Raw genomic sequence first — 22,842 nt, 5'->3', positions numbered from 1 at the left:
TCCGGCAGCCCGCACTTCTTCTGCAAGTCCAGCCCCAATCCTGAGCTACGTCAAGCTGGCCTATGCTATGGAGGCAGGCCCAGGGTGAAAGGTTCAGCGTGGTGGATATTGCTCCAACAAGCGGTATACCGCCTGGCGCAGGGCCTGGGCACGCTCAGCCGGCGCTGCTCCCTGATCAGCCATTATGCGCTCCTCGCTGGCGCGCCAGACCAGCTTGCCGTCGCGGCCGTCGAGCAGGTCAAGCTGCAGAGTGGCGACGCGGTAGTCCAGGCTACGGGTTTCGTTCCAGCCCGGGCCCATCCAGGGACCGCCCCAACCTGGGGCCCAGGGGCCGCCATAGCTGGTAGTGATCTGCTCGCGGCGGTTGTCCACGATCAGCCAGGCCTGCACTTTCAGATCCGCAGCGCCGCCCTTGGCCGGGCGCAGGCCGCGCTGGTCCAGGGCATCGGCCACCGCCTGGCGCAGACGCTGCTCGGTCAGGTCGCTGCGGATGCGAGGATCGTCCGGGCGATACTGTAGTGCCGGCTCTTGCCAGCTCCAGCTGCGGTAGGCAGCAAAGTCGCGACCAGCGTCGAAGTCGCGGTTGACGTTGCTGCTTTGGCAACCGGCCAGCGCAAGGGCCAGGCAACCGATGAGTAGGCGTGCACGCATGGGGACCTCCTGATCAATGTGGGGGGTAGGTAGCCAGGGCGTTATCAAGGGCCGCGCGCAAAGCATCCGCCTGTTCACCCTGGCTGCCTTGGGCGCTGGTGTCAGCCGCGGCGGCCCATACCTCCTGGCCCGTAGCGGCATCGAACAGGTGCAGCCGTACAACCAGCACCTGTACTTCGTAGGTGCGCACCATGGGTGGACCTGCGTAGTAGCCATAAGGCCCATAAGGCCGATAGCCGGGCCCATGATAGGGGTCGTAGCTGTCCTGGACCTGCCGCAGGCGGCGTTCAGTGCGCAGTTCAGCAGCCACGCGCAGGTCTGGCGCGGTGGAGCGGGCAGGGCGCAGGCCCCGTTGGTCCATGCCCGCGCTCACCGCTTCGGCGATGGTTTCAGGCGGCAAGGCGGCGGTGCCTGCGGGCAACTGTCCATTTACCCAGGCCCAGCTGCGGTAGCGCCCGTAATCCCTCGGGGCTGCCGGGTAGGCGCTCATGTCGATGCCCTGGCTGGCCGAGGCAGGCGCGGGTGGCAAGGGCAGTGAGCTGGCCACATAAGGGTTGGGACCCTGGCAACCGACCAGGGCAAGGCAACACAGAACAGCGTGGAGGCGGCCTCCCATCATATTCTCCAGGTGCCCCTAGCGGGGCCGGCAGATCCAATGCAGATAGCGGCCCAGCCCGGCGAAGGCCGGATGGCGCCGGTATTCGAGTTCCATCGCGACTAGATCCTCAATCCGCGCCTTGGACTGGAATTCCACAGGCATGTAGTCATGGAATACACGTACCCCGCTGCGGCTTTCGACCTGCCAGTGATGGCTGAGTTGCCCTTCCAGCTCCCGTGGGTCGAGCGGCGTCTGCGGCGTGAGGCTTTGCTTTTCCCCCGCCAGGCGCTGACTGCGGAGCTTGCGCAGGTGCCCCTTGAGGAGGTTCCGGTACACCAGGGCGTCACGATTGTAGAAGGCCAGCGACAGCCAGCCTCCGGGCGCTACCCAGCGCGCCAGCGCGGGGAAGATCGCGGCGGGTTCGGCCAGCCACTCCAGTACCGCATGGCAGATGACCAGGTCGTAGGGCTCGCCTGGCGTTTCGCTGAGTTCCTGCCAGCTGGCTTGGATAAAGCTGCCGGCCAAGCCGGCTTCAGCGAAACGTTCCTGGGCAGCGGCAAGCATCGGGGCGGCGGGCTCGGCAAGGGTTACCTCATGGCCCTGGGCGGCTAACCAGGCGCCCATGTGGCCAAGCCCGGCGCCTACGTCCAGCACCCGGAGCGGGCGCGCGGGCAAGGCTTCCTGAAGGTCGGCCTGGAGCACCGCAAGACGTATCGCACCCTTGGCGCCCCCGTAGATCTTGTTGGCGAAGCGCGCCGCCAGGGCATCGAAATGACGATCTTTCATCGGGCGAAGCGCCGTTCGCTATCAGCCAGCTTGGCGCTGACCACGGTGTTCATGTCCAGGCCCAGCTCGCTGCAAAGCAACAGCAGGTACAGCACTACATCGCCGATTTCCTGGCCCGCATGGGCCAATTTCTCAGGCGCGAGCTGGCGCGATTCGGCTTCGGTCAGCCATTGGAAGATTTCCACCAACTCGGCCATTTCCACGCTGGCCGCCATGGCCAGGTTCTTGGGGCTGTGGTAACGCTGCCAATCATTGTTGTCGCGGATGCGGTGCAGTCGCTCGGTCAGTTCTTGCAGATTCATGGGCCTCTCCTAGAGGCCCATAGCTTCGGCGGGCGCAGGCGGGGAATCAAGGGTGCAGCAGGGCGCCGGCCGATGAAATCACCAGCAGCAGGGCCAGAACCCGGTTGAACCAGCGCATCTGCCGCGGGCGGTCGAGCCAGCGGGCGGCACCTCGGCCCAGCAGTGCCCAGGCCCCCAGGCACGGCAAGGCTACCAGGAAAAACGCCAGGGTTAGCTGGCCCAAGGGTTGCCCTTCGGCCATGAACACACTGATTACCGCCAGCGCCATGATCCAGGACTTGGGGTTGACCCACTGCAGCAATACCGCGCCAAGCCAGCCCATGGGGCGGTCGGCCTTGGCCGGGTTCTTTTCGATTGGCGTCACCGGCGCGGTGAAGATCCGCCAGGCCAGCCAGAGCATCCAGCCCAGGCCCAGCACGGTCAGGGCTGGGCGCAGCCCGGGAATGAGCAGCAAGGCGCTGCCAGCGCCGGTCCCGACTGCCCATACCAGCAGGGCCGCGCCGGCACCGGCGCCGAAGATAATGGGCACGCACGGGCGCCACCCTCGCTGGGCGCTGGTACTGAGCACGATAAGGTTGGTGGGGCCGGGGGTGATGGAGGCGACGAAGGCGAACAGAACGAATGCAAACATGGGCTGACCCTTGGCTGAAGGCTGGGCGTCCATTGTGTTCAGGCCTGTCCGAGAGGGTCTTGAAGGCTTGTGCAAGGCTGCGGCACTCCACCATTCGCCTGTTGGCGATAGGCGCCCGGGCTGATGCCGTAGGCCCGGCGAAACCATCGCCCGAGGTGGCTCTGGTCGGCGAAGCCCAGGTCATGGGCAACGTGCAGAGGTGGGATGCCCAAGGCCAGCAATTGGCGGGCCCGGCTGAGCCGCAACTGAATCAGCCAGGCGTGGGGCGCCAGACCGTAGGCTGCCTTGAATGCACGGGTCAAGCGGAAGCGGTCCGTGTCACAAGCCTGTGCCAGGGTTTCCAGGCCTACATCCTGGTGCAGATGCGCTACCAGGAAGTCCCGGGCACGGCGAGCGATCAACGGGGCGCGAGGGTCGGCTTCCTGCGGGCGGTGCCAACGCAGATGATGGCTCAAGCGGGCAAGCAGCCCATCGAGGGCCATGTCGCGCACCAGCTGCACTTCGTGCTGGTGCAGGGCATTGAACGCCAGCAGCGTCGCCCTGGCCAGTTCGGGATCATCGTTGAGCACTGTGCCTATTCCAGGCAAGGGCCTGCCTGGGCCGTCGCGGTAAAGACCTGCCAGGGCCTGCTCCAGCCAGTCGGGCTGCAAGTAAAGCATGCGGTAGGTAAAACCGTCCGGGCTAGGGGCGTCGCCGTCGTGGATATCTCCAGGCTCGAGCATGAATACCTTGCCCGGAGTGCTGTCATGACGGACGCGGCGGCTATTGAAGCGTTGCACACCCTGCTCGGTGATGCCGATCAGATAGGTGTCATGCCAATGCGGATCATAGGCATGGGCATGCCCCTGAAAATGCGCATGCAGGGTTTCGATGCCGGTATGAGGGTCTCGCAGCAGGTGTATCCAGTTATTCATGATGGACATGACATTCGGCGGCTGGAGACAGTAATCCATGGCCAGGCCCTCCGCGCTAGAACGTTTGTGCACAGAGGGTGACCATTACGCCCCAAAAAGCTGCGGACGTACAACCCTGCCGGGCTGCCGGTGCCGTTGGTCGCGTCCTCAGGGCGTAGGCGCGGCGACTTGGGGTTGTGCCATGCGAGCGGCGGCGCGCTGGTTGTAATGCTCGGCCATGATCGAGCACACCACCAATTGCAGGGGGTGGTAGATCATGATCGGGAGCAGGATCAGGCCAAGGGCGGGATGCTGGCCGAAGATCAGCGCGGCCATGGGCGCCCCAGCCGCCAGGGATTTCTTGCTCGCGCAGAATACACCGGCCACTTCGTCACCATGATCGAAGCCTGCCCAGCGGGTAATCCGGGTGGTAAGCAGCAGGACCACTGCCAGGAGCAAGGCGCTGCCCAGAAACGCGGCGAGCAGCACGTTGCCACTTTGCTGTTCCCAGAGACCGGATTGCATGGAGTTACAGAACGCGGCATAGACCAGCAACAGGATGACGCTCTTGTCCAGGATGTTGGTGTAGCGCTTGTGTCGAGCGAAGAAGGAACCGACCCAACGGCGGGCTACTTGCCCGAGCACCAGTGGGGCAAGAAGCATCAGGCTCAGGTTAAGCAGGGTAGGGCCCAGGTCGATGCCCCCCTGTCCGGTGCCCACCACCAGGCTCACCAGCCAGGGGGTGATGAAGATGCCGAGCACGCTTGACAGGCTGGCATTGAGAATAGCCCCGGGTACGTTGCCTTTGGCGCTCCCGGTAAGGGCGACGGAGGAGGAAATGGTCGACGGCAGGGCGCAGAGGTAAAGGAACCCTAGCATCAGCATGGGGGAAAGGGCACCGGCGCCCAGGTAGCGCGCTACCAGCCAGAGCAGTGGGAAAAGAACGAAGGTAGTGCCTTGCACCATCAGGTGCAGGCGCCAGTTGCGCAATCCTCGGCCGATCTGTTCAGCGGACAGGTTGGCGCCATGCAGAAAGAACACCAGGAACACACCGATATTGATGACGCTGTCCAGGTGCAGCGGGCCACCGCTGGCGCCATAGCGAGGAAACTGCCAAGCCAGGATAGTGGCCAGGACCATCCCGCACAGGAACCAATCGGTAACAAGTTTTCTGACATGTTTGAGAACAGGCATAAGACCACAGGCCGTGACGACTTCGAGGCATCCACGTTAACCTGTGCGCTTCCAACCGTCTTGCGACAAAAAGGCAGCTGATGACGCCAAACGGACAGCGACCGCCGGCCCGTTCCATCCCAGCCCTGAAGGCGTTGCCTCGTCCGGTCTATGCCCGCGCCGAACAGTTGGGCGTCGGTTCCTGGACGCCCCGGCATAGCCACCCTTGGGTGCAGTTTTCCTACGCCATCAGTGGCGTGCTTTCCGTGCATACCGACCAGGGCAGTTATTTCGCCCCACCTCAATGGGGCGTATGGATTCCCGCTGGCGTGGAGCACTGGGTTCATACCAGCACCCAGGCACAGATGCGCAGCCTGTATGTGGACCCAAACGTAGCCGGGCCTTCGGCCACGCTATGTCGCGTGCTGGAGGTCACTGCGCTGACACGTGAACTGATCCTGGCGTTTTCTGCCTTCGAGCCGGAGTACCCGCTGGGCGATAGCGCCGAAGCTCGACTCACCGCGGTGCTGCTGGATCAACTGCTTGGGCTGTCGGAAGTGGCATTTTCCGTACCCTTGCCTCGCCATTCGGGGCTGTTGGCGCTGTGCGAAGCGTTGATCGCTCAGCCGGATCTTGCCCAGGGCTTGACGGAATGGGCCCGGTCACTGAACGTGTCGGAAAAGACCCTGGCGCGGCTCTTCACCCGGGAGACCGGAATGACCTTCCGCAAATGGCGCCAGCGCGTTCGCTTGCTAGCTTCGCTGAGCGCGTTGCAGGAGGGAAGCAGCGTTACCCAGGCGGCCCTGGCCAGCGGCTATGATTCAACTTCTGCCTTCATTGCCGCATTCAAGCGACTGTTCGCGAGCACGCCTGGAGAGGTGTTTCAGGCACGCTAAGCCCCGTTTTAGGATTAAATCCGGCCAGGCGTTTGCATTCGTCACGCTGCTGGGCGAGCATCCGGCGCGGGAACTCCACGTTCGCCCAATCCTCTGCTGTTCGGTTAATAAGGACCCTTGAGCAACCGATGAAGACGCCAAAACGCCTTGAGCCCCTGATCGAAGATGGTCTGGTCGACGAAGTGCTTCGCCCGCTGATGAGCGGCAAGGAAGCGGCGGTGTACGTGGTGCGGTGCGGCACCCAATTGCGCTGCGCCAAGGTTTACAAGGAAGCGAACAAGCGTAGCTTCCGCCAGGCGGCGGAATACCAGGAAGGCCGCAAGACCCGCAACAGCCGGCAGGCGCGGGCAATGGCCAAGGGCACCCGCTACGGGCGCAAGGAAGCCGAGGAAGCCTGGCAGAACGCGGAGGTCAGTGCCCTGTTCCGCTTGGCCAGCGCCGGCGTACGGGTACCTCAACCCTTTGATTTCGTCGACGGCGTATTGCTCATGGAAATGGTCGACGATGGCCAGGGCGGCGCCGCTCCGCGCTTGAACGACGTAGAGCTCGATGCCGCGCAGGCGCGCGAATACCATGCCTTCGTCATTCGTCAGATCGTGCTGATGCTATGCGCGGGGCTGGTCCATGGAGACCTCTCGGAATTCAACGTGCTCCTGGGGCCGGACGGGCCGGTGATCATCGATCTGCCGCAGGCGGTGGACGCGGCCGCCAATAACCATGCGTTCAGCATGCTTGAGCGCGATGTGAACAACATGGCCCAGTATTTCGGCCGCTTCGCGCCGGAACTCAAGGGCACCCGCTACGCCAAGGAAATGTGGGAACTGTACAAGGCTGGAAAGCTCACGGCCGAGACGGCGCTCAGCGGCACCTACAAGGAGGCCGAAGTCGCGGCCGACGTGGGCGGGGTCATGCGGGAAATCGAGGCCGCCAAGCGCGAAGAGGCCAGGCGCCAGGCTCTGCGTGCACAACAGGATAATCCTTCCGACTCCCCTGAGGAGCCTACCCCCCCCTGGCTGCGCTGATTGCCCCGAACATGCCCGTGACCTGCAGCTCAAGGCTTGGCCGAGGCCAGTTCATCCAGAATGGCGCACTCAGGCGCAGCGTTGCCCTGGCAGTGGTCTACAAGCCGTTGCAGGCTTTCACGTAGAGCAAGCAACCGCTCGATGCGCTCGTCCAATGCCTGTACATGCTGACGCGCCAGGGCCTGAACGTCGGCGCTGGCCCGGTCAGGGTCGCGCCTGAGCGCCAGTAGTTCTCTGACCTCCTCCAGGCTGAAGCCCAGGTCACGAGCACGCTTGATGAAGCCGAGCGTCTCAAGCGCGTCTTCCCCATACAGACGGTAGCCGCTGCTGCTCCGCACAGCCGGAGGCAGCAGGCCCGTTTGCTCATAATGACGAATCATCTTGGGCGTCAGCCCGCTACGGTCGGCGGCTTGGCCGATGTTCATCGGGGAGGCTGGCATGGGTTACTCCAAAGGGTCGAAATCAGGGGCCCAGCGGGCTAGCAGCAAGGCGTTGGTGACCACGCAGACGCTGGACACAGCCATGGCAGCGCCGGCGAACATCGGGCTGAGCATTCCGGAAACGGCCAAAGGCAGCCCTACCAGGTTATAAGCGAAGGCCCAGAACAGGTTCTGGTGGATCTTGCGGCGTATCCTGCTGGCCAGCGCAAGGCTGGCGGGCACTAGCCTAAGGTCGGCACGCGCCAGGACCATGGTTCCAGCCTGGGCGGCGACATCACTCGCCCCGCCCATGGCAATGCCAATGCCGGCGGCGGCGAGGGCAGGCGCATCGTTGATGCCGTCGCCGACCATCGCCACCGGCGCCTGGGCAGACAACGCGGCGACCCGCTGGGCCTTGTCGCCTGGCAGCAGGCGCGCTTGTACTTCCGTGATGCCTACCGCGCTGGCGACTTGCGCCGCGCTGCCAGCGTTGTCGCCGGTAAGCAAATGGCAGGTTATCCCTTTTTGTTGCAGTAACCGGACCGCGGCGGCCGCCTCGGGGCGAACCTGGTCGGCGAAAGCCAGGACGCCCAGCACGCCGCGGACAGGGGCGAGCTGGACCAGCCAGGAAAATGTTCGCCCCTGAGCTTCCCAGGCTTGGGCGACGGCGTTCAGTTCCCGGGTTTCCAGGCCGTGCTCCTGGAGCAGCCGACTATTGCCCAGTAACAGGCACCGGCCTTCGACCTCACCGGCGATGCCGCGCCCTGGCAGCACTGATAGCCGCATCGCCGCAGGGAGACCAATCCCCTCTCTGGCGCAGGCGCGACCAAGGGCATGTGCCAGTGGATGCTGGCTCCCTGCGCCCAGCGCGGCGGCATCGGCCAATACCAGGGCCCGCTCGCCACCCAGTGGAAGTATTTCAACCAGCTCAGGTGTTCCCCGGGTCAGGGTGCCAGTCTTATCGAAGATCACATGGCCGAGCCGGTGGGCGATCTCAATGCCTCGGATGTCCTTGATCAGCACTCCATGGCGAGCCGCGATACCTGTCCCGGCCAGGATCGCTGCGGGGGTGGCCAGGCCCAGGGCGCAGGGACAGGCAATCACCAGGACGCTGACAGCGGTGACCAATGCCTGCTCCAGCGAACCTTGCAGCCAATACCAGCCCAGGCCGGTCGCCAGCGCCAGCAGTAGAATGAAGGGGACGAAGAACTCACTGATGCGATCGACTGCATGCTGAACCGGAGCCTTGGCGGCCTGTGCTGTCTCCACAAGACGAATGATGCCTTCCAGAAGTGTCTGGGTATCCGTCGCGGTGATTTCCACGACCAAAGCGGTTTCGCCATTGAGCGTGCCACCGCTGACCTTGTCTCCGGTGCCTTTGGCGACTGGAAGCGATTCGCCGGTCAGCAGCGACTCATCCAGATGACTTTCGCCTTCCAGGATCCGACCGTCAGCGGCGACTCGCTCGCCTGGACGGACTTGCAGAAGGTCCCCGACTTTCAAATACGCGACAGGCACCTCACGCGCGATTCCATTTTCCAGACGTTGCGCGGTAAGTGGCCGAAGGGCTTCCAAGGCACGAATGGCACCGGCAGCCTGGCGCTTGGCCCGTCCTTCCATGGCTTTGCCCAGTAATACAAGGGCGATCACTACCGCGGACGTCTCGAAATACAGATGAGGTGAGTGGCCAGGCTCGGACCCTAGCCAAAGAAACAGGCTCAGCCCAAAGGCCGCGCTGGTGCCAACCGCTACCAGCAGGTCCATGTTGGCGGCGCGGGCCCGCAGGGCTTTCCAGGCCGCGACATAGAAGCGAGCACCTGCCAGGCATTGAACAGGCGTAGCCAGGACGAACTGCGCCCAGGCTGGCAAAGCCCATTGCACGCCGAAAGGTGAAAGCAGCATGGGGAGTACCAAGGGCGCTGCGAAAATGAACGCCAGGCCGAGCCAGGCGTGTTCGCGAAGGCGGGCCCGCTGTTCGGCGCGTGACTGCGCCAGCGGATCTCCGGTCAGCCGGGCCTGATAGCCCGCCTTTTCCACCGCCTCTATCAACTGTGCCGCCGATAGCCCCGCTCGCGCCTGGACCTGAGCGCGCTCGCTGGCCAGGTTTACCCTTGCCTGCGCCACCCCCGGGACCTTGCCCAGGGCGCGCTCCACACGTCCGGCACAGCTGGCGCAAGTCATGCCATCGACAGAAAGCTCAAAGGTTGCCGGTGTTGCCATGGTTCATGCCTCCTTGGGAAGCATGAAGCCTCAAGCTTGACCCTATGGCAAGGTCAAGGGGCGTAGTCCAGAGGAGCCGGCTTGAGATACAAGCCCTGTGCCCCTGTAGCGATACGGTACTTGAGGATGTCGCCGGCCTGGAGCGTGAGAGTGGCGGAGCGTTGCTCGCCCACGATCCCCGGGTTGCAGCCTGGGGCCTGGCCCGGGAGGATCTGCAGGCGGACGACCAGAGGGCCGGGCGGCAGGTTGTAGGACACGCTCTGTTCCGGGAACAGCCTGCCTACAAGCTGGTCTTGCATGTAAAGGCCGATTTCGCAGGGCGTACCTACTTCAAGCCGCTCCCGGGAGATAATCAGCACGCCGTACCCTTGAGGGCCTTGGGCCAATGCAGGCGCCACGGGCAGGATACCGAGCAGGGCGAGAGCGAGTAACAGCGGCCGGCGCATGGCGGCTTCTCCTGGGCAATGACAACTTGCTGCAAGCTTGGCGGAGGCGTGGAGGAATTACCAGCCCGGCAGGTGAACGAAAAACTTGACCTTGCCGTTGTGGCAAGGTGAATGCTTGGTCAGCTCTTTTCAGGAGATTTTCATATGCAATATTTCAGTGTTCAGGGCATGACCTGCCAGCATTGTGTAGGCGCTGTCGGTCAAGCCATTCGCGAACTGGATGCCGATGCCCGGGTAGAAGTCGACTTGCCCGGCCAGCGCGTAGGCATAGACAGCGCATTGCCGGTTGAGCGTCTGTTACGGGCAATCCAGGATAGCGGCTACAGTGCTCAGCCGGCGGGAGAACCCAAGCCACTGGGCTGATGACGGAGGGGATTTTCGGAAAATTCTGGCGGCGGCGCGCTACACTACGAAGCCAAGCTTGCTATCGATTTTCTCATGAACCTTAGAATCATCTTGATCCTTGGCGCGCTCAGCGCCTTTGGCCCGCTGGCCATCGACTTCTATCTCCCAGGCTTTTCCGCCATGGCTGCAGCGTTCGGTACGGACGAAAACCGCATCCAGAGCACCTTGGCGGCCTATTTCCTGGGGCTTTCCTTCGGCCAGCTTATCTATGGCCCCATTGCCGACAGGTTCGGCCGACGGCTTCCGCTGCTGGTAGGGGTCGGGGTGTTCACCCTGGCTTCATTGGGCTGTGCCCTGGCGCCTTCACTGGAGGCCCTGGTGATGCTGCGCTTCCTCCAGGCTTTGGGTGGGTGCGCCGGTATGGTGCTTTCGCGAGCGATCGTAACCGACAGCTGCGACACCGTAGGTGCGGCCAAGGTGTTTTCCCAACTGATGCTGGTCATGGGGCTGGCGCCCATCCTCGCGCCGGTATTGGGTGGTTTCCTGGTAAATACCACCGGGTGGCAATCCATTTTCCTGGTGCTGACGCTGTTCAGCGCCTGTTGCGGCCTGGCTGTTTACCTTGGCCTGCCAGAGAGCCTGCCTGCCGATCGGCCGCGCCTGCCGCTCAGTGGGGCTTTGACCCAGTACGGTAAGTTGCTGCGCGAGGGTCGCTTCGTGGGGCATGCGTTGACCGGCGGTGTGGCAATGGCAGGGATGTTCGCCTATATCGCCGGTTCGCCTTTCGTGGTGATCAAGCTCTACGGCGTCCCGGCTGAGCATTTCGGCTGGGTCTTCGGCGCCAACGCCGCGGGGTTCATCCTGGTGGCTCAGGTCAACGCGCGCCTGCTGAGCCGGGTAGGCCCGCAAAACCTGTTGCGACGGATGGTCTGGGTTTACCTCGCCGCCGCGGTTGTGCTGCTGGCGGTCACTGCCCTGCAACCCGCGCACCTGTGGCCGCTGCTGATTCCGCTGTTCGTGTGCATCGCCAGCCTTGGCGCGATCATCCCCAACGCCTCGGCCTGCGCCATGGCTGGGCAGGGGCCACGCGCCGGTAGCGCTTCGGCAATGCTGGGCTTTCTTCAGTTCGTGATCGCGGCGGTTTCCTCCAGCCTGGTAGGGGCCCTGGCCAACGGCACCGCAGTGCCCATGAGCGTGGTCATTGCCGGTTGCGCCGCGTTGAGCGTGGCGGCGGCGTTGTTTACCCAGCGCCTAGGTGGCCCGCGCTAGGCTTGGTCATGCCGTCAAGGCCGACCTTGCATGTAAGGCTTTTTACCAGACGTAGTCAGGCTTTTCCCTAACCAATATCACTCCGGCGCTCGTTAGTCCCCGTTTCATCTGGAACTGACCAGCGCTCTCACTTCTCCTTCCGGGTTCCAGCGTGACGCTGTTCGGGCCAACCATGGTGTGCCGGCCTGGCACTGGCTTCCCTCGGCAATTTCTCCCCTTACCGCCGTGCTTATAATGACGTGGATTCGCTAACGCCCGGCCGTCATCGGCCCACTTACAGGGAGTAGATGAACATGGAGTACGTACCTCGTATCAGCCGAATCGCCACGCTCCTGGCAGATCCCAAGCGAAGTGCCATGTTGTGGGCCTTGATCGACGGCGCCACTCGTGGCGCCGATGAACTGGCCAGCCTGGCGGGTCTGACTCCCTCTTCAGCCAGCGCGCATCTATCGAAGCTGTCCGCGGCGGGCTTGCTCAAGCGTGAGGCCAGAGGGCGGAAGCGGTTTTTCCGCCTGGCGGCGCCGGAAGTGGGCATGGCCGTCGAGGCACTGGCTTGCGTACCCGGCCCGGTCAAGGTTGCCGAGGCATCCGCCATTCACCGCTGGGCATTGCCCGAGGGGCCGCAGCGCAAGGCCAGGGTATGCAAGGATCATCTTGGCGGTGAAGTGGCAAGCGACCTGTACCGTCGTTTCATCGACGTAGGCTGGATGGAAGCACTCGACACCGGTGCGATGCTTACGCCTTGTGGCGTGCTGGGCCTTGCCCGCAGCGGTATTTATGTCCAGGCCTTCGTGCAACGCGGGTGCCTGACCGTTACTCGCTGCTGCGACTGGTGCGATGGCCAGCCCCATCTGGGTGGGGCTTTGGGGGCCAGCCTGCTGCAGCTGTTCTTCCAGAAAGGCTGGGTGAAACGGCTCGATGACAGCAACGCGCTGCGACTTACCCGTAGTGGCCAGCGGGAGATCGGCCGGCTCGGCACCGCGGCGTCAGAAAGCGACGAGGGCCGTTGCCCCGGTGGCTCTCCGGCCCGGTGAACGGGCCGGGTACCTTGACCTACTTCACCAGGCGGGCGTCGAGACTGTTCTGGGCAAGGCGGCGGGCTTGATCCTCCGTCATGCCCAGATGGGTATGCAGGGCATGGAAGTTCTCGGTCACATAACCGCCGAAATAAGCAGGGTCATCTGAGTTGACGGTCACTTTCACTCCGCGCTCCAGCATGTCGAGAATGTTGTGCTCGGCCATGTCATCGAAAACGCAAAGCTTGGTATTGGACAGCGGGCAAACCGTGAGCGGAATCTGCTCGTCGATGATGCGGTGCATGAGGCGCTCGTCCTCGATGGCGCGAACCCCATGGTCGATACGCTGGATCTTCAGCAGGTCCAGCGCTTCCCAGATGTATTCAGGCGGCCCTTCCTCGCCAGCGTGAGCGACGGTGAGAAAACCTTCGCTCCGGGCTCGGTCGAACACCCGCTTGAACTTGCTCGGCGGATGTCCCATCTCGGAGCTGTCCAGGCCCACGGCCACAAAGGCGTCCCGGTAGGGCAGCGCCTGGTCCAGGGTCCGCTCGGCTGCTTCTTCGCTCAGATGGCGCAGGAAACTCAGGATCAGCCCGCTGCTGACCCCAAGCTTCGCCTGGCCATCCTTGAGCGCGCTGGTGATGCCGTTGAGGACCACTTCGAAGGCGATGCCGCGATCGGTGTGGGTTTGCGGGTCGAAGAACGGTTCGGTATGGATAACGTTCTGTGCCTTGCAGCGCTCCAGGTAGGCCCAGGTCAGGTCGTAGAAGTCCTGCTCGGTACGCAGCACATTGGCGCCCTGGTAGTAGAGGTCCAGAAACTCCTGAAGGTTGTTGAAGGCATAGGCGGCGCGCAGTGCGTCGACATCCGCCCAAGGAAGAGCGATGCGATTGCGTTCGGCCAGGGCGAAGAGCAACTCCGGCTCCAGGGAGCCTTCCAGATGCAGGTGCAATTCGGCCTTGGGAAGGGCATTGAGCCAGTCGTACATGGGGAAATCTCTCAAATCAGCGTAGGGCATTTTACCCCGGACCTGCCGCGGGCGCACGGTCGCGAATGTCGCGGCGAAACCATCGGGGCGTTGGCGGAGTCAGTACTACTCACCCCCGCCGTGAGAAAGAGGCGCATGATCAAGCGGATAGTCGAAGAAAAGTACCTGTTACTGGCTCTGGTGGCGGCCATCGCGGCTTACCCTCTGGAACCGCTGATGGTACATGGCGGGCAGGCCAGGGCGATGATCTGCGCTGTTCTGTTGGTAGTGGCCATTATCCTGGCCTCGATGCGGGTAGCTCATCACGCCGAGCTGCTGGCGGAAAAGGTCGGCGACCCCTACGGCACCATGATCCTCACCTTGTCCGCTGTGCTGGTGGAGGTGGTCATCCTTGCCATCATGATCAGTAACGCCCCTTCACCGACCCTGGTCCGGGACACGATCTACTCGGCGGTAATGCTGGACATCAACGGGATTCTTGGCCTGGCGGCGCTGATGGGGGGGCTCAAGCATGGCGAGCAGAGCTACAACGACGACTCGGCGCGCACCTATAGCGTGATGATTCTCACCGCAATGGGCGTGTCGATGGTGGTTCCCGAGTTCATTCCCGAAGGGCGCTGGGCTCTGTACTCGGCATTCACCATAGGCGCGATGCTGGTGTTGTACAGTCTTTTCCTGCGCATGCAGGTCGGGCCGCACAGCTATTTCTTCAGCTACAGCTACCCGGAGAAGAAGCGTCGCAGCGAGCCTAGCGAGGCCCACGAAGCACCAGTGAGTACGACGCTGTCCATCGGCGTGCTGGTATTTGGCGTGGTGGTGATCGGAGCCCTGGCTGAAGTCATGTCCAAGGCCATGGATGTTGGCCTGGAGGGTAGCGGCGCCCCGCCGGTGCTGTCCGCCATCCTGGTAGCGGCCATCTCCGCCTCGCCGGAAATCCTCACGGCCTTGCGCGCCGCCTTGGCGAACCGAATGCAGTCTGTGGTGAACATTGCCCTGGGGGCTTCGCTGTCGACGGTCATCCTGACTGTTCCGGTAATGGAAGCCATGGCCATCTACATGGGGCAGCCCCTGCAGATGGCCATGACCCCCGTGCAAACGGTCATGGCCGTGATTACGCTATTGGTGTGCGCGATCAATCTCAACGACGGGCAAACCAACGCGATCGAAGGCATGACGCACTTTGTACTGTTCGCTACCTTCATCATGCTTTCCCTGCTAGGGCTGTAGCCTTACCAGGGCAACTGGCGGCCGCGGTAGTCGATGAAGTGCAAGCCGCCGCGGCCCGCGAACTCATTCACTTGGCGTACCATTCCCTGCGCGCTCGTGACCACATCGATTTCGGCATTCGGGCCGCCCATGTCGGTGCGCACCCAGCCAGGGTGCATGCACAGGATGGTCGGTCGTGGCTGGGGCAGTGTCGAGGCGAAGGTATTGACCATGGAGTTGAGCGCAGCTTTGCTCGCTTTATAGAGAGGAATCTCAGGAGCGTCTGGCGAAGCCACGGTGCCCAGTGTCGAACTCATGAATGCCAGCACGCCCGTGTTTTCCTGCACCAGGCTGACCAACCGCTGTGCGAGGCGAATCGGCGACAGCACGTTGGTAGTAAAGAGTTGGCCGATATCCTCGGCGGTTGCCGCGTCCAGATCCCGGGTAGGGCCCATCACGCCAGCATTCACGAACACGAGGTCGAATCGCTGACCAGCCAACTGCCCAGCCAGGGCCTCGATGCTACCCAGATCATTCATCTCAAGGGCGTAAAGAGTGCTGGCAGCCTGCTTCAGCGCTACGGGGGACTCGCCTCGTGTGGTGGCTGCTACCTGCCAACCCTCTTGATTGAGCTGTTGGACCAGTCCAAGCCCCAGCCCCCGGTTAGCGCCGATCACCAATGCTCGTTTAGTGGTTGTCATCGAGAGGCTCCTCTGTGAATGCCAATGACAGTCTACCGAACCGGAAAGGACATGCCATTGAGCCTGGTCAGAAAATGATCAGTCGCTTCCAGGCCGCGCGCCAATTGGGCTGGGCCGCTTCGCCCACGGGTTATCCACAGGCCCGCTCACACAAAATGTGTGAAACCCAAGGGCGCATTTGACGCCATGCCCTGCGGATAAGTCCTAGCGAGGACTGGTTAAAATTTGATCAGTGGCATGCAGGCCGTGCGATTGCTGGGCCCCAGGCATATGCCCAAAGCTTATCCACAAGCAGGCACACACCGAATGTGCACAATTCAAGCGGCCAGTAGAGTGATTCGCCCTCGACTCAACTGTGCAAGCTGCTCGGCGAGTTGACTGAAACCGGATGGAGGCAGGGCCAGTTCCAGGTCCACGCCATTGGCATCGAAGCGCTCGCCAATGATTTCTCCGCCGGCCTCGGCCACGCGCAGGCGCACCAGGGCCAGTTCATTGAACGCACAATTACATCGGGCCGGCGTCCGCACTACGAGGGGAAGCCTGGGTGCCTGTTGCAGGCACTTGTTGGCGCACCCTCCGTAGGCCCGTGCCAGCCCGCCAGTGCCTAGCTGGATGCCGCCGTACCAGCGCGTAACGATGACCATGACCCGATCGTACCCTTGGGTTTCGATCGCGGCCAGAATGGGCCGCCCCGCCGTTCCGCCGGGCTCGCCATCATCGCTGCTGCGATATTGCACACCCAGCTTCCACGCCCAGCAGTTGTGGGTCGCCTGGAGATCCGCATGGGCGCGCAGGAAGGCTTGGGCTTGATCCGGGCTATCAATGGGGCCCGCAATGGCGCGGAACCGGCTTTTGCGGATTTCCTCGCTGAACACCCAAAGCGCTTCCAATGTGGAAAGGCTCACCGGGCGTCCTCCGCAGTGGCGGCTGGGGCGATACCGCAGCCAGTCTTCATGATACGAGCCAGATTGTCCGCCACTGTGCCGAAATCGGTGTGAGTCGATCGGCCTTTACCTATGCCTCGGTAGATCCGGCTGGCTGGTTCATCTTCGACAGTCCGAAGAGTGGACCTTTTAGCTTTTTGACGAATGCGGTCGGCAGTTTTGCCGTTCGGCTGGGCGCAGTGGATGGAGGCGGGCAAGGGCATGGATTTTCCGAGATGGTCGATGCGGCACAGGGCTGCGTTGATGGCGTACACGTGAGTAACAAACAAGCCTGTGTGTACTTTGGCTAGGTGCGTGTACTCGTCGGTTCAGGGCCGAAGAGGGTCGTAAGCGTTCAACGAGTCGCGGCCAATTGTTCGAGGAAACTTTCGAGCACCAGATGCGGACGTCGGCCCTTGCGGGTGACCCACGATAGACTCAGATCATAGAAGCGTTGGCGCGCTTTTAGGGCACGCAGGCGGCCTTCCTGCACCCAGGTATGAGCATAATGATCAGGCAAGTAGCCGATATATCGGCCCGTGAGTATGAGGAAGGCCATACCTTCCCGGTCCGAGGCGCTGGCACTGCACTTGAGCGCTTGATAGTGGGCCTGGATCTCTCCCGGCAGGCGGAAGGTTGGCGCTATGGCTTCCTGAGCATTGAGTCTGTGGTCGTCAAGGGTGGCATCATCGACGTAGAACAGTGGATGGCCGACCGCGCAGTACAGTGAAGAGCGCTCGCTGTATAGCGGCTGATATTCCAGCCCGGGCAGGGCGCTGGCTTGGGGCACCACACCCACATGCAGGCTCCCGTCGAGCACGCCCTGTTCCACCTGGCTGGGCGCGATCATCCGGATATTGACCCGTACCTCAGGCCCGCGCTCCTTGAGTTGAGCCAGGGCGTGGGTAATGCGCATATGGGGGAGGGTGACGAGATTGTCCGTCAGTCCGATATTCAACTCGCCCCGCAGATGCTGGTGCAGCCCGTTGACTTCCGTACGAAAATCTTCCAGTGCTCCGAGCAACTGCAGCGCGGATTGATAGACCTGGCGACCTTCTTCCGTCAAGGAAAAGCCGGCCCGGCCTCGTTGGCAGAGCCGCAGGCCCAGGCGCTGTTCCAGATCACTCATTTGCTGGCTGATCGCGGAGCGGCCTATGCCAAGGACGTTCTCGGCTGCGGAAAAGCCGCCGCACTCCACGACGCTGCGAAAGATGCGCAACAACCGGATATCGAAATCGCTGACTTGGGCAACGGGGTCACGGCGGCTCATTGTTTAGCGGCGCTCTTCTTGAAGATAGGAAAAACCAGGTTTTACCGACTTTATCCCCATGCGAACTTAGCGGCAATCCAGCAACCCCGCTGTCATACAAGAGAGGCTTCAGATGAACATGCCGGAGAATGCACCTGTGGGACTGGCGAGCCAGCTCAAACTGGACGCGCATTGGATGCCCTATACGGCCAATCGGAATTTCCAGCGCGACCCACGGCTGATCGTGGCGGCCCAGGGGCGTTACCTGACCGACGACCGTGGGCGTCAGGTGTATGACAGCCTGTCCGGATTGTGGACCTGCGGCGCCGGCCACACGCGCAAGGAAATCCAGGAAGCAGTGGCACGCCAGCTAGGCGTGCTGGACTATTCTCCGGCGTTCCAATATGGCCATCCGCTGTCTTTTCAGTTGGCAGAAAAAATCATCGAGTTGACCCCGGGCGATCTCAATCACGTGTTCTACACGAACTCGGGTTCCGAGTGCGCCGATACAGCCGTGAAGATGGTACGTGCTTACTGGCGCCTCAAGGGGCAGGCCACCAAGACCAAGCTCATCGGCCGGGCCCGCGGCTATCACGGAGTGAACATCGCCGGTACCAGCCTCGGCGGCGTGAACGGCAATCGAAAGCTGTTCGGTCAGTTGCTCGACGTCGATCATCTGCCTCATACACTGCTGGCGGCCAATGCCTATTCCCGCGGCCTGCCTGAAGAAGGGGGCGTGGCGCTGGCTGATGATCTGCTTCGGCTGATCGAGCTTCATGACGCGTCCAACATCGGCGCGGTCATCGTTGAACCCATGGCCGGTTCGGCCGGCGTGCTGCCTCCGCCGAAGGGGTATCTCAAACGCCTGCGCGAGATCTGTGACCAGCACAACATTCTGCTGATCTTCGACGAAGTGATTACTGGTTTCGGGCGTACTGGCAGCCTGTTCGGGGCGACAACCTTCGATGTAGTCCCTGATCTGATGTGTGTCGCCAAGCAGCTCACCAATGGTGCGATTCCCATGGGGGCAGTGATCGCGCGTAGCGAGATCTACCAGACCTTCATGGCGCAGCCGACCCCTGAGTACGCCGTGGAGTTTCCCCATGGCTATACCTATTCGGCACATCCGGTGGCCTGTGCCGCGGGCATTGCCGCCCTGGATCTCTTGCTCCAGGAAAACCTGGTGCAAAGCGCCGCGCAACTGTCGCCGGCTTTCGAGGCAGCGTTGCATGGGCTCAAGGGCGCTCCCCATATCGTGGACCTGCGTAACTTTGGCCTGGCGGGTGCGATTCAGCTGGCGCCACGTGACGGGGATGCCATCGTCAGGCCTTTCGAAGCCGCCATGAAGCTGTGGCAGAAAGGGTTCTATGTGCGGTACGGCGGCGACACGCTGCAGTTTGGCCCTAGCTTCAACGCCACCCCCGAAGAAATGGACCGTTTGTTCGACGCCGTCGGCGAAGTCCTTAACCAGATCAACTGATAATTGGAGCATGCAATGGGCAGCATTCAACACCTGATCAATGGAGACCTGGTTACGGCGGGCGACCGTACCGCCGATGTCTTCAACCCCTCCACGGGCGAAGTGACAGGGCGCGTGCAACTGGCTGACGTGGCTACGGTGCAGCGGGCCATAGAGGCGGCCAAGGCGGCCTTCCCGGCGTGGCGGCGTACCCCGGCGGCCAAGCGCGCCCAGGTGATGTTCCGCTTCAAGCAGTTGCTGGAACAGAATGAAAGCAAGATTGCCGAGCTGATCAGCCGGGAGCACGGCAAGACCCTGGAGGATGCGGCGGGTGAACTCAAGCGCGGAATCGAGAACGTCGAGTTCGCCTGTGCCGCCCCCGAGTTGCTCAAAGGTGAATACAGCCGCAACGTCGGCCCGAACATCGACGGGTGGTCAGACTTCCAGCCGCTAGGCATCGTCGCCGGGATCACGCCCTTCAATTTTCCGGCCATGGTGCCATTGTGGATGTACCCGCTGGCCATCGTTTGCGGAAACTGCTTCATCCTCAAACCGTCGGAGCGGGACCCAAGCTCGACCTTGTTCATCGCCCAGCTGCTGCAGGAAGCGGGGTTGCCGGCCGGCGTGATGAGTGTGGTGCACGGCGACAAGGTGGCGGTGGATGCCTTGATCGAGGCGCCAGACGTAAAGGCGATCAGCTTCGTAGGGTCTACGCCCATTGCTGAATACATCTACAGGGAAGGCGCCGCGCGCGGCAAGCGGGTACAGGCCCTGGGTGGCGCCAAGAACCATGCGGTGCTGATGCCCGACGCTGACCTGGACAATGCGGTCAGCGCGCTCATGGGCGCGGCCTATGGTTCCTGTGGCGAGCGCTGCATGGCGATCTCCGTCGCCGTCTGCGTGGGCGACCAGGTGGCCGATGCCCTGGTGGCTCGCCTCACGCCGCAGATCCAGGATCTGAAGATCGGCGCCGGCACCAGCTGCGGCCTGGACATGGGGCCTCTGGTTACAGCTCAGCACCGTGACAAGGTACGCGGCTACGTCGATGATGGTGTGGCTGCGGGGGCGCAGTTGGTAGTCGACGGTCGCAAGCTGAGCGTCAGCGGAAACGAGAACGGGTTTTTCCTGGGGGGATGCCTGTTCGACCGGGTCACGCCGGACATGCGCATCTATAAAGAAGAGATCTTCGGCCCGGTGCTGTGTGTCGTTCGAGTGAACAGCCTGGAAGACGCCATGCAGTTGATCAACGCGCATGAGTACGGCAACGGGACCTGCATCTTCACTCGTGACGGCGAGGCGGCCAGGTTGTTCTGTGACGAGATCGAAGTCGGCATGGTCGGGGTCAACGTACCCCTGCCGGTGCCGGTGGCTTACCACAGCTTCGGAGGCTGGAAGCGCTCACTGTTCGGCGACTTGCATGCCTATGGGCCTGATGGGGTGCGCTTCTATACTCGGCGCAAGGCTATTACCCAGCGTTGGCCTCAACGGGCGAGTCACGAGGCGTCTCAGTTCGCCTTCCCGAGCCTTTAAAGCATCGCTGGCAATGGCCCTTAATATTAGTGAAACAAAAGTGTTGACGGCCTTTCGAAACCCCTTATAATGCGCCCCACTTCCAGCGACAACGGAACGGCAAACTTCTTGAGAATCAACGAGTTAGCGGTTCGGGTAAGCAGGAAGTGGCTTCGGTCTCCGGGTCGGATGCGGTGAAAAAGGTGGTTGACAGCAGGTTGTAGTGCTGTAGAATTCGCCTCCCGCTTCGAGAGGTAAGTGAAGCGGTCAAGTGTTTGAAGTTGAACGAGAAATTCTGAAAACTTCCGAAATAAACGCTTGACACGATGTGAGGTTAGCGTAGAATGCGCGCCTCGGTTGAAGCGAACGGCTCAACCAACCGCTCTTTAACAAATGAATCAAGCAATTCGTGTGGGTGCTTGTGAGTTGGACTGATTGTCACAATGATTATCAGCATCACAAATACTCAGACGAGAATTCGAATGAGTGGCTTCCTTCGGGAAGCATTGCGATTGCTGAGCCAAGTTTAGGGTTTTCTCAAAACCCAAGCAGTATTGAACTGAAGAGTTTGATCATGGCTCAGATTGAACGCTGGCGGCAGGCCTAACACATGCAAGTCGAGCGGATGAAGGGAGCTTGCTCCCTGATTCAGCGGCGGACGGGTGAGTAATGCCTAGGAATCTGCCTATTAGTGGGGGACAACGTTTCGAAAGGAACGCTAATACCGCATACGTCCTACGGGAGAAAGCAGGGGACCTTCGGGCCTTGCGCTAATAGATGAGCCTAGGTCGGATTAGCTAGTTGGTGAGGTAATGGCTCACCAAGGCGACGATCCGTAACTGGTCTGAGAGGATGATCAGTCACACTGGAACTGAGACACGGTCCAGACTCCTACGGGAGGCAGCAGTGGGGAATATTGGACAATGGGCGAAAGCCTGATCCAGCCATGCCGCGTGTGTGAAGAAGGTCTTCGGATTGTAAAGCACTTTAAGTTGGGAGGAAGGGTCGTTGCCTAATACGTGACGGTTTTGACGTTACCGACAGAATAAGCACCGGCTAACTCTGTGCCAGCAGCCGCGGTAATACAGAGGGTGCAAGCGTTAATCGGAATTACTGGGCGTAAAGCGCGCGTAGGTGGTTTGTTAAGTTGGATGTGAAATCCCCGGGCTCAACCTGGGAACTGCATCCAAAACTGGCAAGCTAGAGTACGGTAGAGGGTGGTGGAATTTCCTGTGTAGCGGTGAAATGCGTAGATATAGGAAGGAACATCAGTGGCGAAGGCGACCACCTGGACTGATACTGACACTGAGGTGCGAAAGCGTGGGGAGCAAACAGGATTAGATACCCTGGTAGTCCACGCCGTAAACGATGTCAACTAGCCGTTGGGATCCTTGAGATCTTAGTGGCGCAGCTAACGCATTAAGTTGACCGCCTGGGGAGTACGGCCGCAAGGTTAAAACTCAAATGAATTGACGGGGGCCCGCACAAGCGGTGGAGCATGTGGTTTAATTCGAAGCAACGCGAAGAACCTTACCAGGCCTTGACATCCAGTGAACTTTCCAGAGATGGATTGGTGCCTTCGGGAACACTGAGACAGGTGCTGCATGGCTGTCGTCAGCTCGTGTCGTGAGATGTTGGGTTAAGTCCCGTAACGAGCGCAACCCTTGTCCTTAGTTACCAGCACGTTAAGGTGGGCACTCTAAGGAGACTGCCGGTGACAAACCGGAGGAAGGTGGGGATGACGTCAAGTCATCATGGCCCTTACGGCCTGGGCTACACACGTGCTACAATGGTCGGTACAGAGGGTTGCCAAGCCGCGAGGTGGAGCTAATCTCACAAAACCGATCGTAGTCCGGATCGCAGTCTGCAACTCGACTGCGTGAAGTCGGAATCGCTAGTAATCGCGAATCAGAACGTCGCGGTGAATACGTTCCCGGGCCTTGTACACACCGCCCGTCACACCATGGGAGTGGGTTGCACCAGAAGTAGCTAGTCTAACCTTCGGGAGGACGGTTACCACGGTGTGATTCATGACTGGGGTGAAGTCGTAACAAGGTAGCCGTAGGGGAACCTGCGGCTGGATCACCTCCTTAATCGACGACACAGCCGCCCATAAGCTCCCACACGAATTGCTTGATTC

The 22,842-nt window shown here is 61.7% G+C and carries 22 protein-coding genes and 1 rRNA gene; 9 read left to right on the top strand and 14 right to left on the bottom strand.

The window, feature by feature from the left end; all coding sequences use genetic code 11:
• Positions 1–93: 93 nt before the first annotated feature.
• From BN1188_RS03550 to BN1188_RS03520, 7 genes are all read right to left on the bottom strand, one after another.
• Complete coding sequence (locus tag BN1188_RS03550) at positions 94–651, bottom strand: DUF4136 domain-containing protein (protein WP_040259933.1); 558 nt, start codon at positions 649–651, stop codon at positions 94–96.
• Between the two features lie 13 nt (positions 652–664).
• Positions 665–1,267: a DUF4136 domain-containing protein gene (locus tag BN1188_RS03545; RefSeq protein WP_040259932.1), complete on the bottom strand. Its 603-nt coding sequence runs from the start codon at positions 1,265–1,267 to the stop codon at positions 665–667.
• 18 nt (positions 1,268–1,285) lie between these two features.
• Positions 1,286–2,035, bottom strand: coding sequence for a methyltransferase domain-containing protein (locus BN1188_RS03540; protein ID WP_040259930.1), 750 nt, complete (start codon positions 2,033–2,035; stop codon positions 1,286–1,288).
• Positions 2,032–2,337 carry a MazG-like family protein gene (locus BN1188_RS03535; protein ID WP_040259929.1) on the bottom strand — a complete coding sequence of 102 codons (306 nt, stop codon included), beginning with the start codon at positions 2,335–2,337 and terminating at the stop codon, positions 2,032–2,034. The genes BN1188_RS03540 and BN1188_RS03535 overlap by 4 nt, the downstream gene beginning before the upstream one ends.
• A 46-nt stretch (positions 2,338–2,383) precedes the next feature.
• A complete protein-coding gene (locus tag BN1188_RS03530; RefSeq protein ID WP_040260520.1) occupies positions 2,384–2,968 on the bottom strand; it encodes a LysE family translocator in 585 nt (194 codons plus the stop codon).
• Positions 2,969–3,006: 38 nt separating this feature from the next.
• The gene (locus BN1188_RS03525; RefSeq protein WP_052469168.1) at positions 3,007–3,882 is read right to left on the bottom strand and encodes an AraC family transcriptional regulator; all 876 of its coding nucleotides are present in this window, start codon (positions 3,880–3,882) and stop codon (positions 3,007–3,009) included.
• A gap of 147 nt (positions 3,883–4,029) precedes the next feature.
• A complete protein-coding gene (locus BN1188_RS03520) occupies positions 4,030–5,055 on the bottom strand; it encodes a bile acid:sodium symporter family protein (protein ID WP_040259928.1) in 1,026 nt (341 codons plus the stop codon).
• An 80-nt stretch (positions 5,056–5,135) separates the two neighbouring features.
• Between BN1188_RS03520 and BN1188_RS03515 the strand changes: the two genes are divergently transcribed.
• Together BN1188_RS03515 and BN1188_RS03510 are read left to right on the top strand one after the other, a co-directional pair.
• Entirely contained in the window at positions 5,136–5,930 is a 795-nt protein-coding gene (locus BN1188_RS03515; protein ID WP_040259927.1) for an AraC family transcriptional regulator, read from the top strand.
• Between the two features lie 128 nt (positions 5,931–6,058).
• Entirely contained in the window at positions 6,059–6,952 is an 894-nt protein-coding gene (locus BN1188_RS03510; protein WP_040259925.1) for a PA4780 family RIO1-like protein kinase, read from the top strand.
• Positions 6,953–6,981: 29 nt separating this feature from the next.
• Here the strand turns inward: BN1188_RS03510 and cueR are convergent, their stop codons facing one another.
• Genes cueR through BN1188_RS03495 form a run of 3 tightly spaced genes read right to left on the bottom strand, consistent with a single transcriptional unit; the run spans position 6,982 to position 10,037 of the window.
• The gene (gene cueR / locus BN1188_RS03505; RefSeq protein WP_040260517.1) at positions 6,982–7,377 is read right to left on the bottom strand and encodes a Cu(I)-responsive transcriptional regulator; all 396 of its coding nucleotides are present in this window, start codon (positions 7,375–7,377) and stop codon (positions 6,982–6,984) included.
• Between the two features lie 18 nt (positions 7,378–7,395).
• Complete coding sequence (locus tag BN1188_RS03500; RefSeq protein WP_040259924.1) at positions 7,396–9,591, bottom strand: heavy metal translocating P-type ATPase; 2,196 nt, start codon at positions 9,589–9,591, stop codon at positions 7,396–7,398.
• A 53-nt stretch (positions 9,592–9,644) separates the two neighbouring features.
• A complete protein-coding gene (locus BN1188_RS03495; RefSeq protein WP_052469145.1) occupies positions 9,645–10,037 on the bottom strand; it encodes a hypothetical protein in 393 nt (130 codons plus the stop codon).
• Positions 10,038–10,181: 144 nt separating this feature from the next.
• Between BN1188_RS03495 and BN1188_RS03490 the strand changes: the two genes are divergently transcribed.
• From BN1188_RS03490 to BN1188_RS03480, 3 genes are all read left to right on the top strand, one after another.
• The gene (locus BN1188_RS03490) at positions 10,182–10,400 is read left to right on the top strand and encodes a heavy-metal-associated domain-containing protein (RefSeq protein WP_040259922.1); all 219 of its coding nucleotides are present in this window, start codon (positions 10,182–10,184) and stop codon (positions 10,398–10,400) included.
• A 75-nt stretch (positions 10,401–10,475) separates the two neighbouring features.
• Complete coding sequence (locus BN1188_RS03485; protein ID WP_040259921.1) at positions 10,476–11,651, top strand: multidrug effflux MFS transporter; 1,176 nt, start codon at positions 10,476–10,478, stop codon at positions 11,649–11,651.
• A gap of 293 nt (positions 11,652–11,944) precedes the next feature.
• Positions 11,945–12,685, top strand: a complete 741-nt coding sequence (locus BN1188_RS03480) for an ArsR/SmtB family transcription factor (protein ID WP_040259920.1) — start codon at positions 11,945–11,947, stop codon at positions 12,683–12,685.
• Between the two features lie 19 nt (positions 12,686–12,704).
• Here the strand turns inward: BN1188_RS03480 and BN1188_RS03475 are convergent, their stop codons facing one another.
• Positions 12,705–13,655 (bottom strand): adenosine deaminase, encoded by a 951-nt coding sequence (locus BN1188_RS03475; protein WP_040259918.1) that lies wholly within the window; start codon positions 13,653–13,655, stop codon positions 12,705–12,707.
• 135 nt (positions 13,656–13,790) lie between these two features.
• Here BN1188_RS03475 and BN1188_RS03470 point away from each other — a divergent pair, with 135 nt between their 5' ends.
• Positions 13,791–14,882 carry a calcium:cation antiporter gene (locus tag BN1188_RS03470; RefSeq protein ID WP_040259917.1) on the top strand — a complete coding sequence of 364 codons (1,092 nt, stop codon included), beginning with the start codon at positions 13,791–13,793 and terminating at the stop codon, positions 14,880–14,882.
• Between the two features lie 2 nt (positions 14,883–14,884).
• On the opposite strand, the gene BN1188_RS03465 is transcribed toward BN1188_RS03470, so the two are convergent.
• From BN1188_RS03465 to BN1188_RS03455, 3 genes are all read right to left on the bottom strand, one after another.
• On the bottom strand, positions 14,885–15,562 hold the full coding sequence (locus BN1188_RS03465; RefSeq protein ID WP_040259916.1) for an SDR family oxidoreductase: 678 nt from the start codon (positions 15,560–15,562) through the stop codon (positions 14,885–14,887).
• Between the two features lie 317 nt (positions 15,563–15,879).
• Positions 15,880–16,467: an IMPACT family protein gene (locus tag BN1188_RS03460; protein ID WP_052469144.1), complete on the bottom strand. Its 588-nt coding sequence runs from the start codon at positions 16,465–16,467 to the stop codon at positions 15,880–15,882.
• Positions 16,468–16,840: 373 nt separating this feature from the next.
• On the bottom strand, positions 16,841–17,755 hold the full coding sequence (locus BN1188_RS03455) for a LysR family transcriptional regulator (protein WP_040259915.1): 915 nt from the start codon (positions 17,753–17,755) through the stop codon (positions 16,841–16,843).
• 112 nt (positions 17,756–17,867) lie between these two features.
• Here BN1188_RS03455 and BN1188_RS21470 point away from each other — a divergent pair, with 112 nt between their 5' ends.
• The 3 genes from BN1188_RS21470 (at position 17,868) to BN1188_RS03445 (ending at position 22,795) form a co-directional block, all read left to right on the top strand.
• The gene (locus BN1188_RS21470) at positions 17,868–19,214 is read left to right on the top strand and encodes an omega-aminotransferase AptA (RefSeq protein ID WP_040259914.1); all 1,347 of its coding nucleotides are present in this window, start codon (positions 17,868–17,870) and stop codon (positions 19,212–19,214) included.
• A gap of 15 nt (positions 19,215–19,229) precedes the next feature.
• A complete protein-coding gene (locus tag BN1188_RS21465; RefSeq protein WP_040259913.1) occupies positions 19,230–20,723 on the top strand; it encodes a CoA-acylating methylmalonate-semialdehyde dehydrogenase in 1,494 nt (497 codons plus the stop codon).
• Positions 20,724–21,258: 535 nt separating this feature from the next.
• Positions 21,259–22,795: ribosomal RNA gene (locus BN1188_RS03445) — 16S ribosomal RNA — on the top strand.
• The last annotated feature ends 47 nt before the right edge of the window (positions 22,796–22,842 follow it).

Origin of the sequence: Pseudomonas massiliensis (assembly GCF_000826105.1) — a bacterium.
Classification (GTDB): Bacteria; Pseudomonadota; Gammaproteobacteria; order Pseudomonadales; family Pseudomonadaceae; genus Aquipseudomonas; species Aquipseudomonas massiliensis.
The sequence above is the reverse complement of the archived record's forward strand: the minus strand, read 5'-3'. Positions and strand labels throughout refer to the sequence as shown.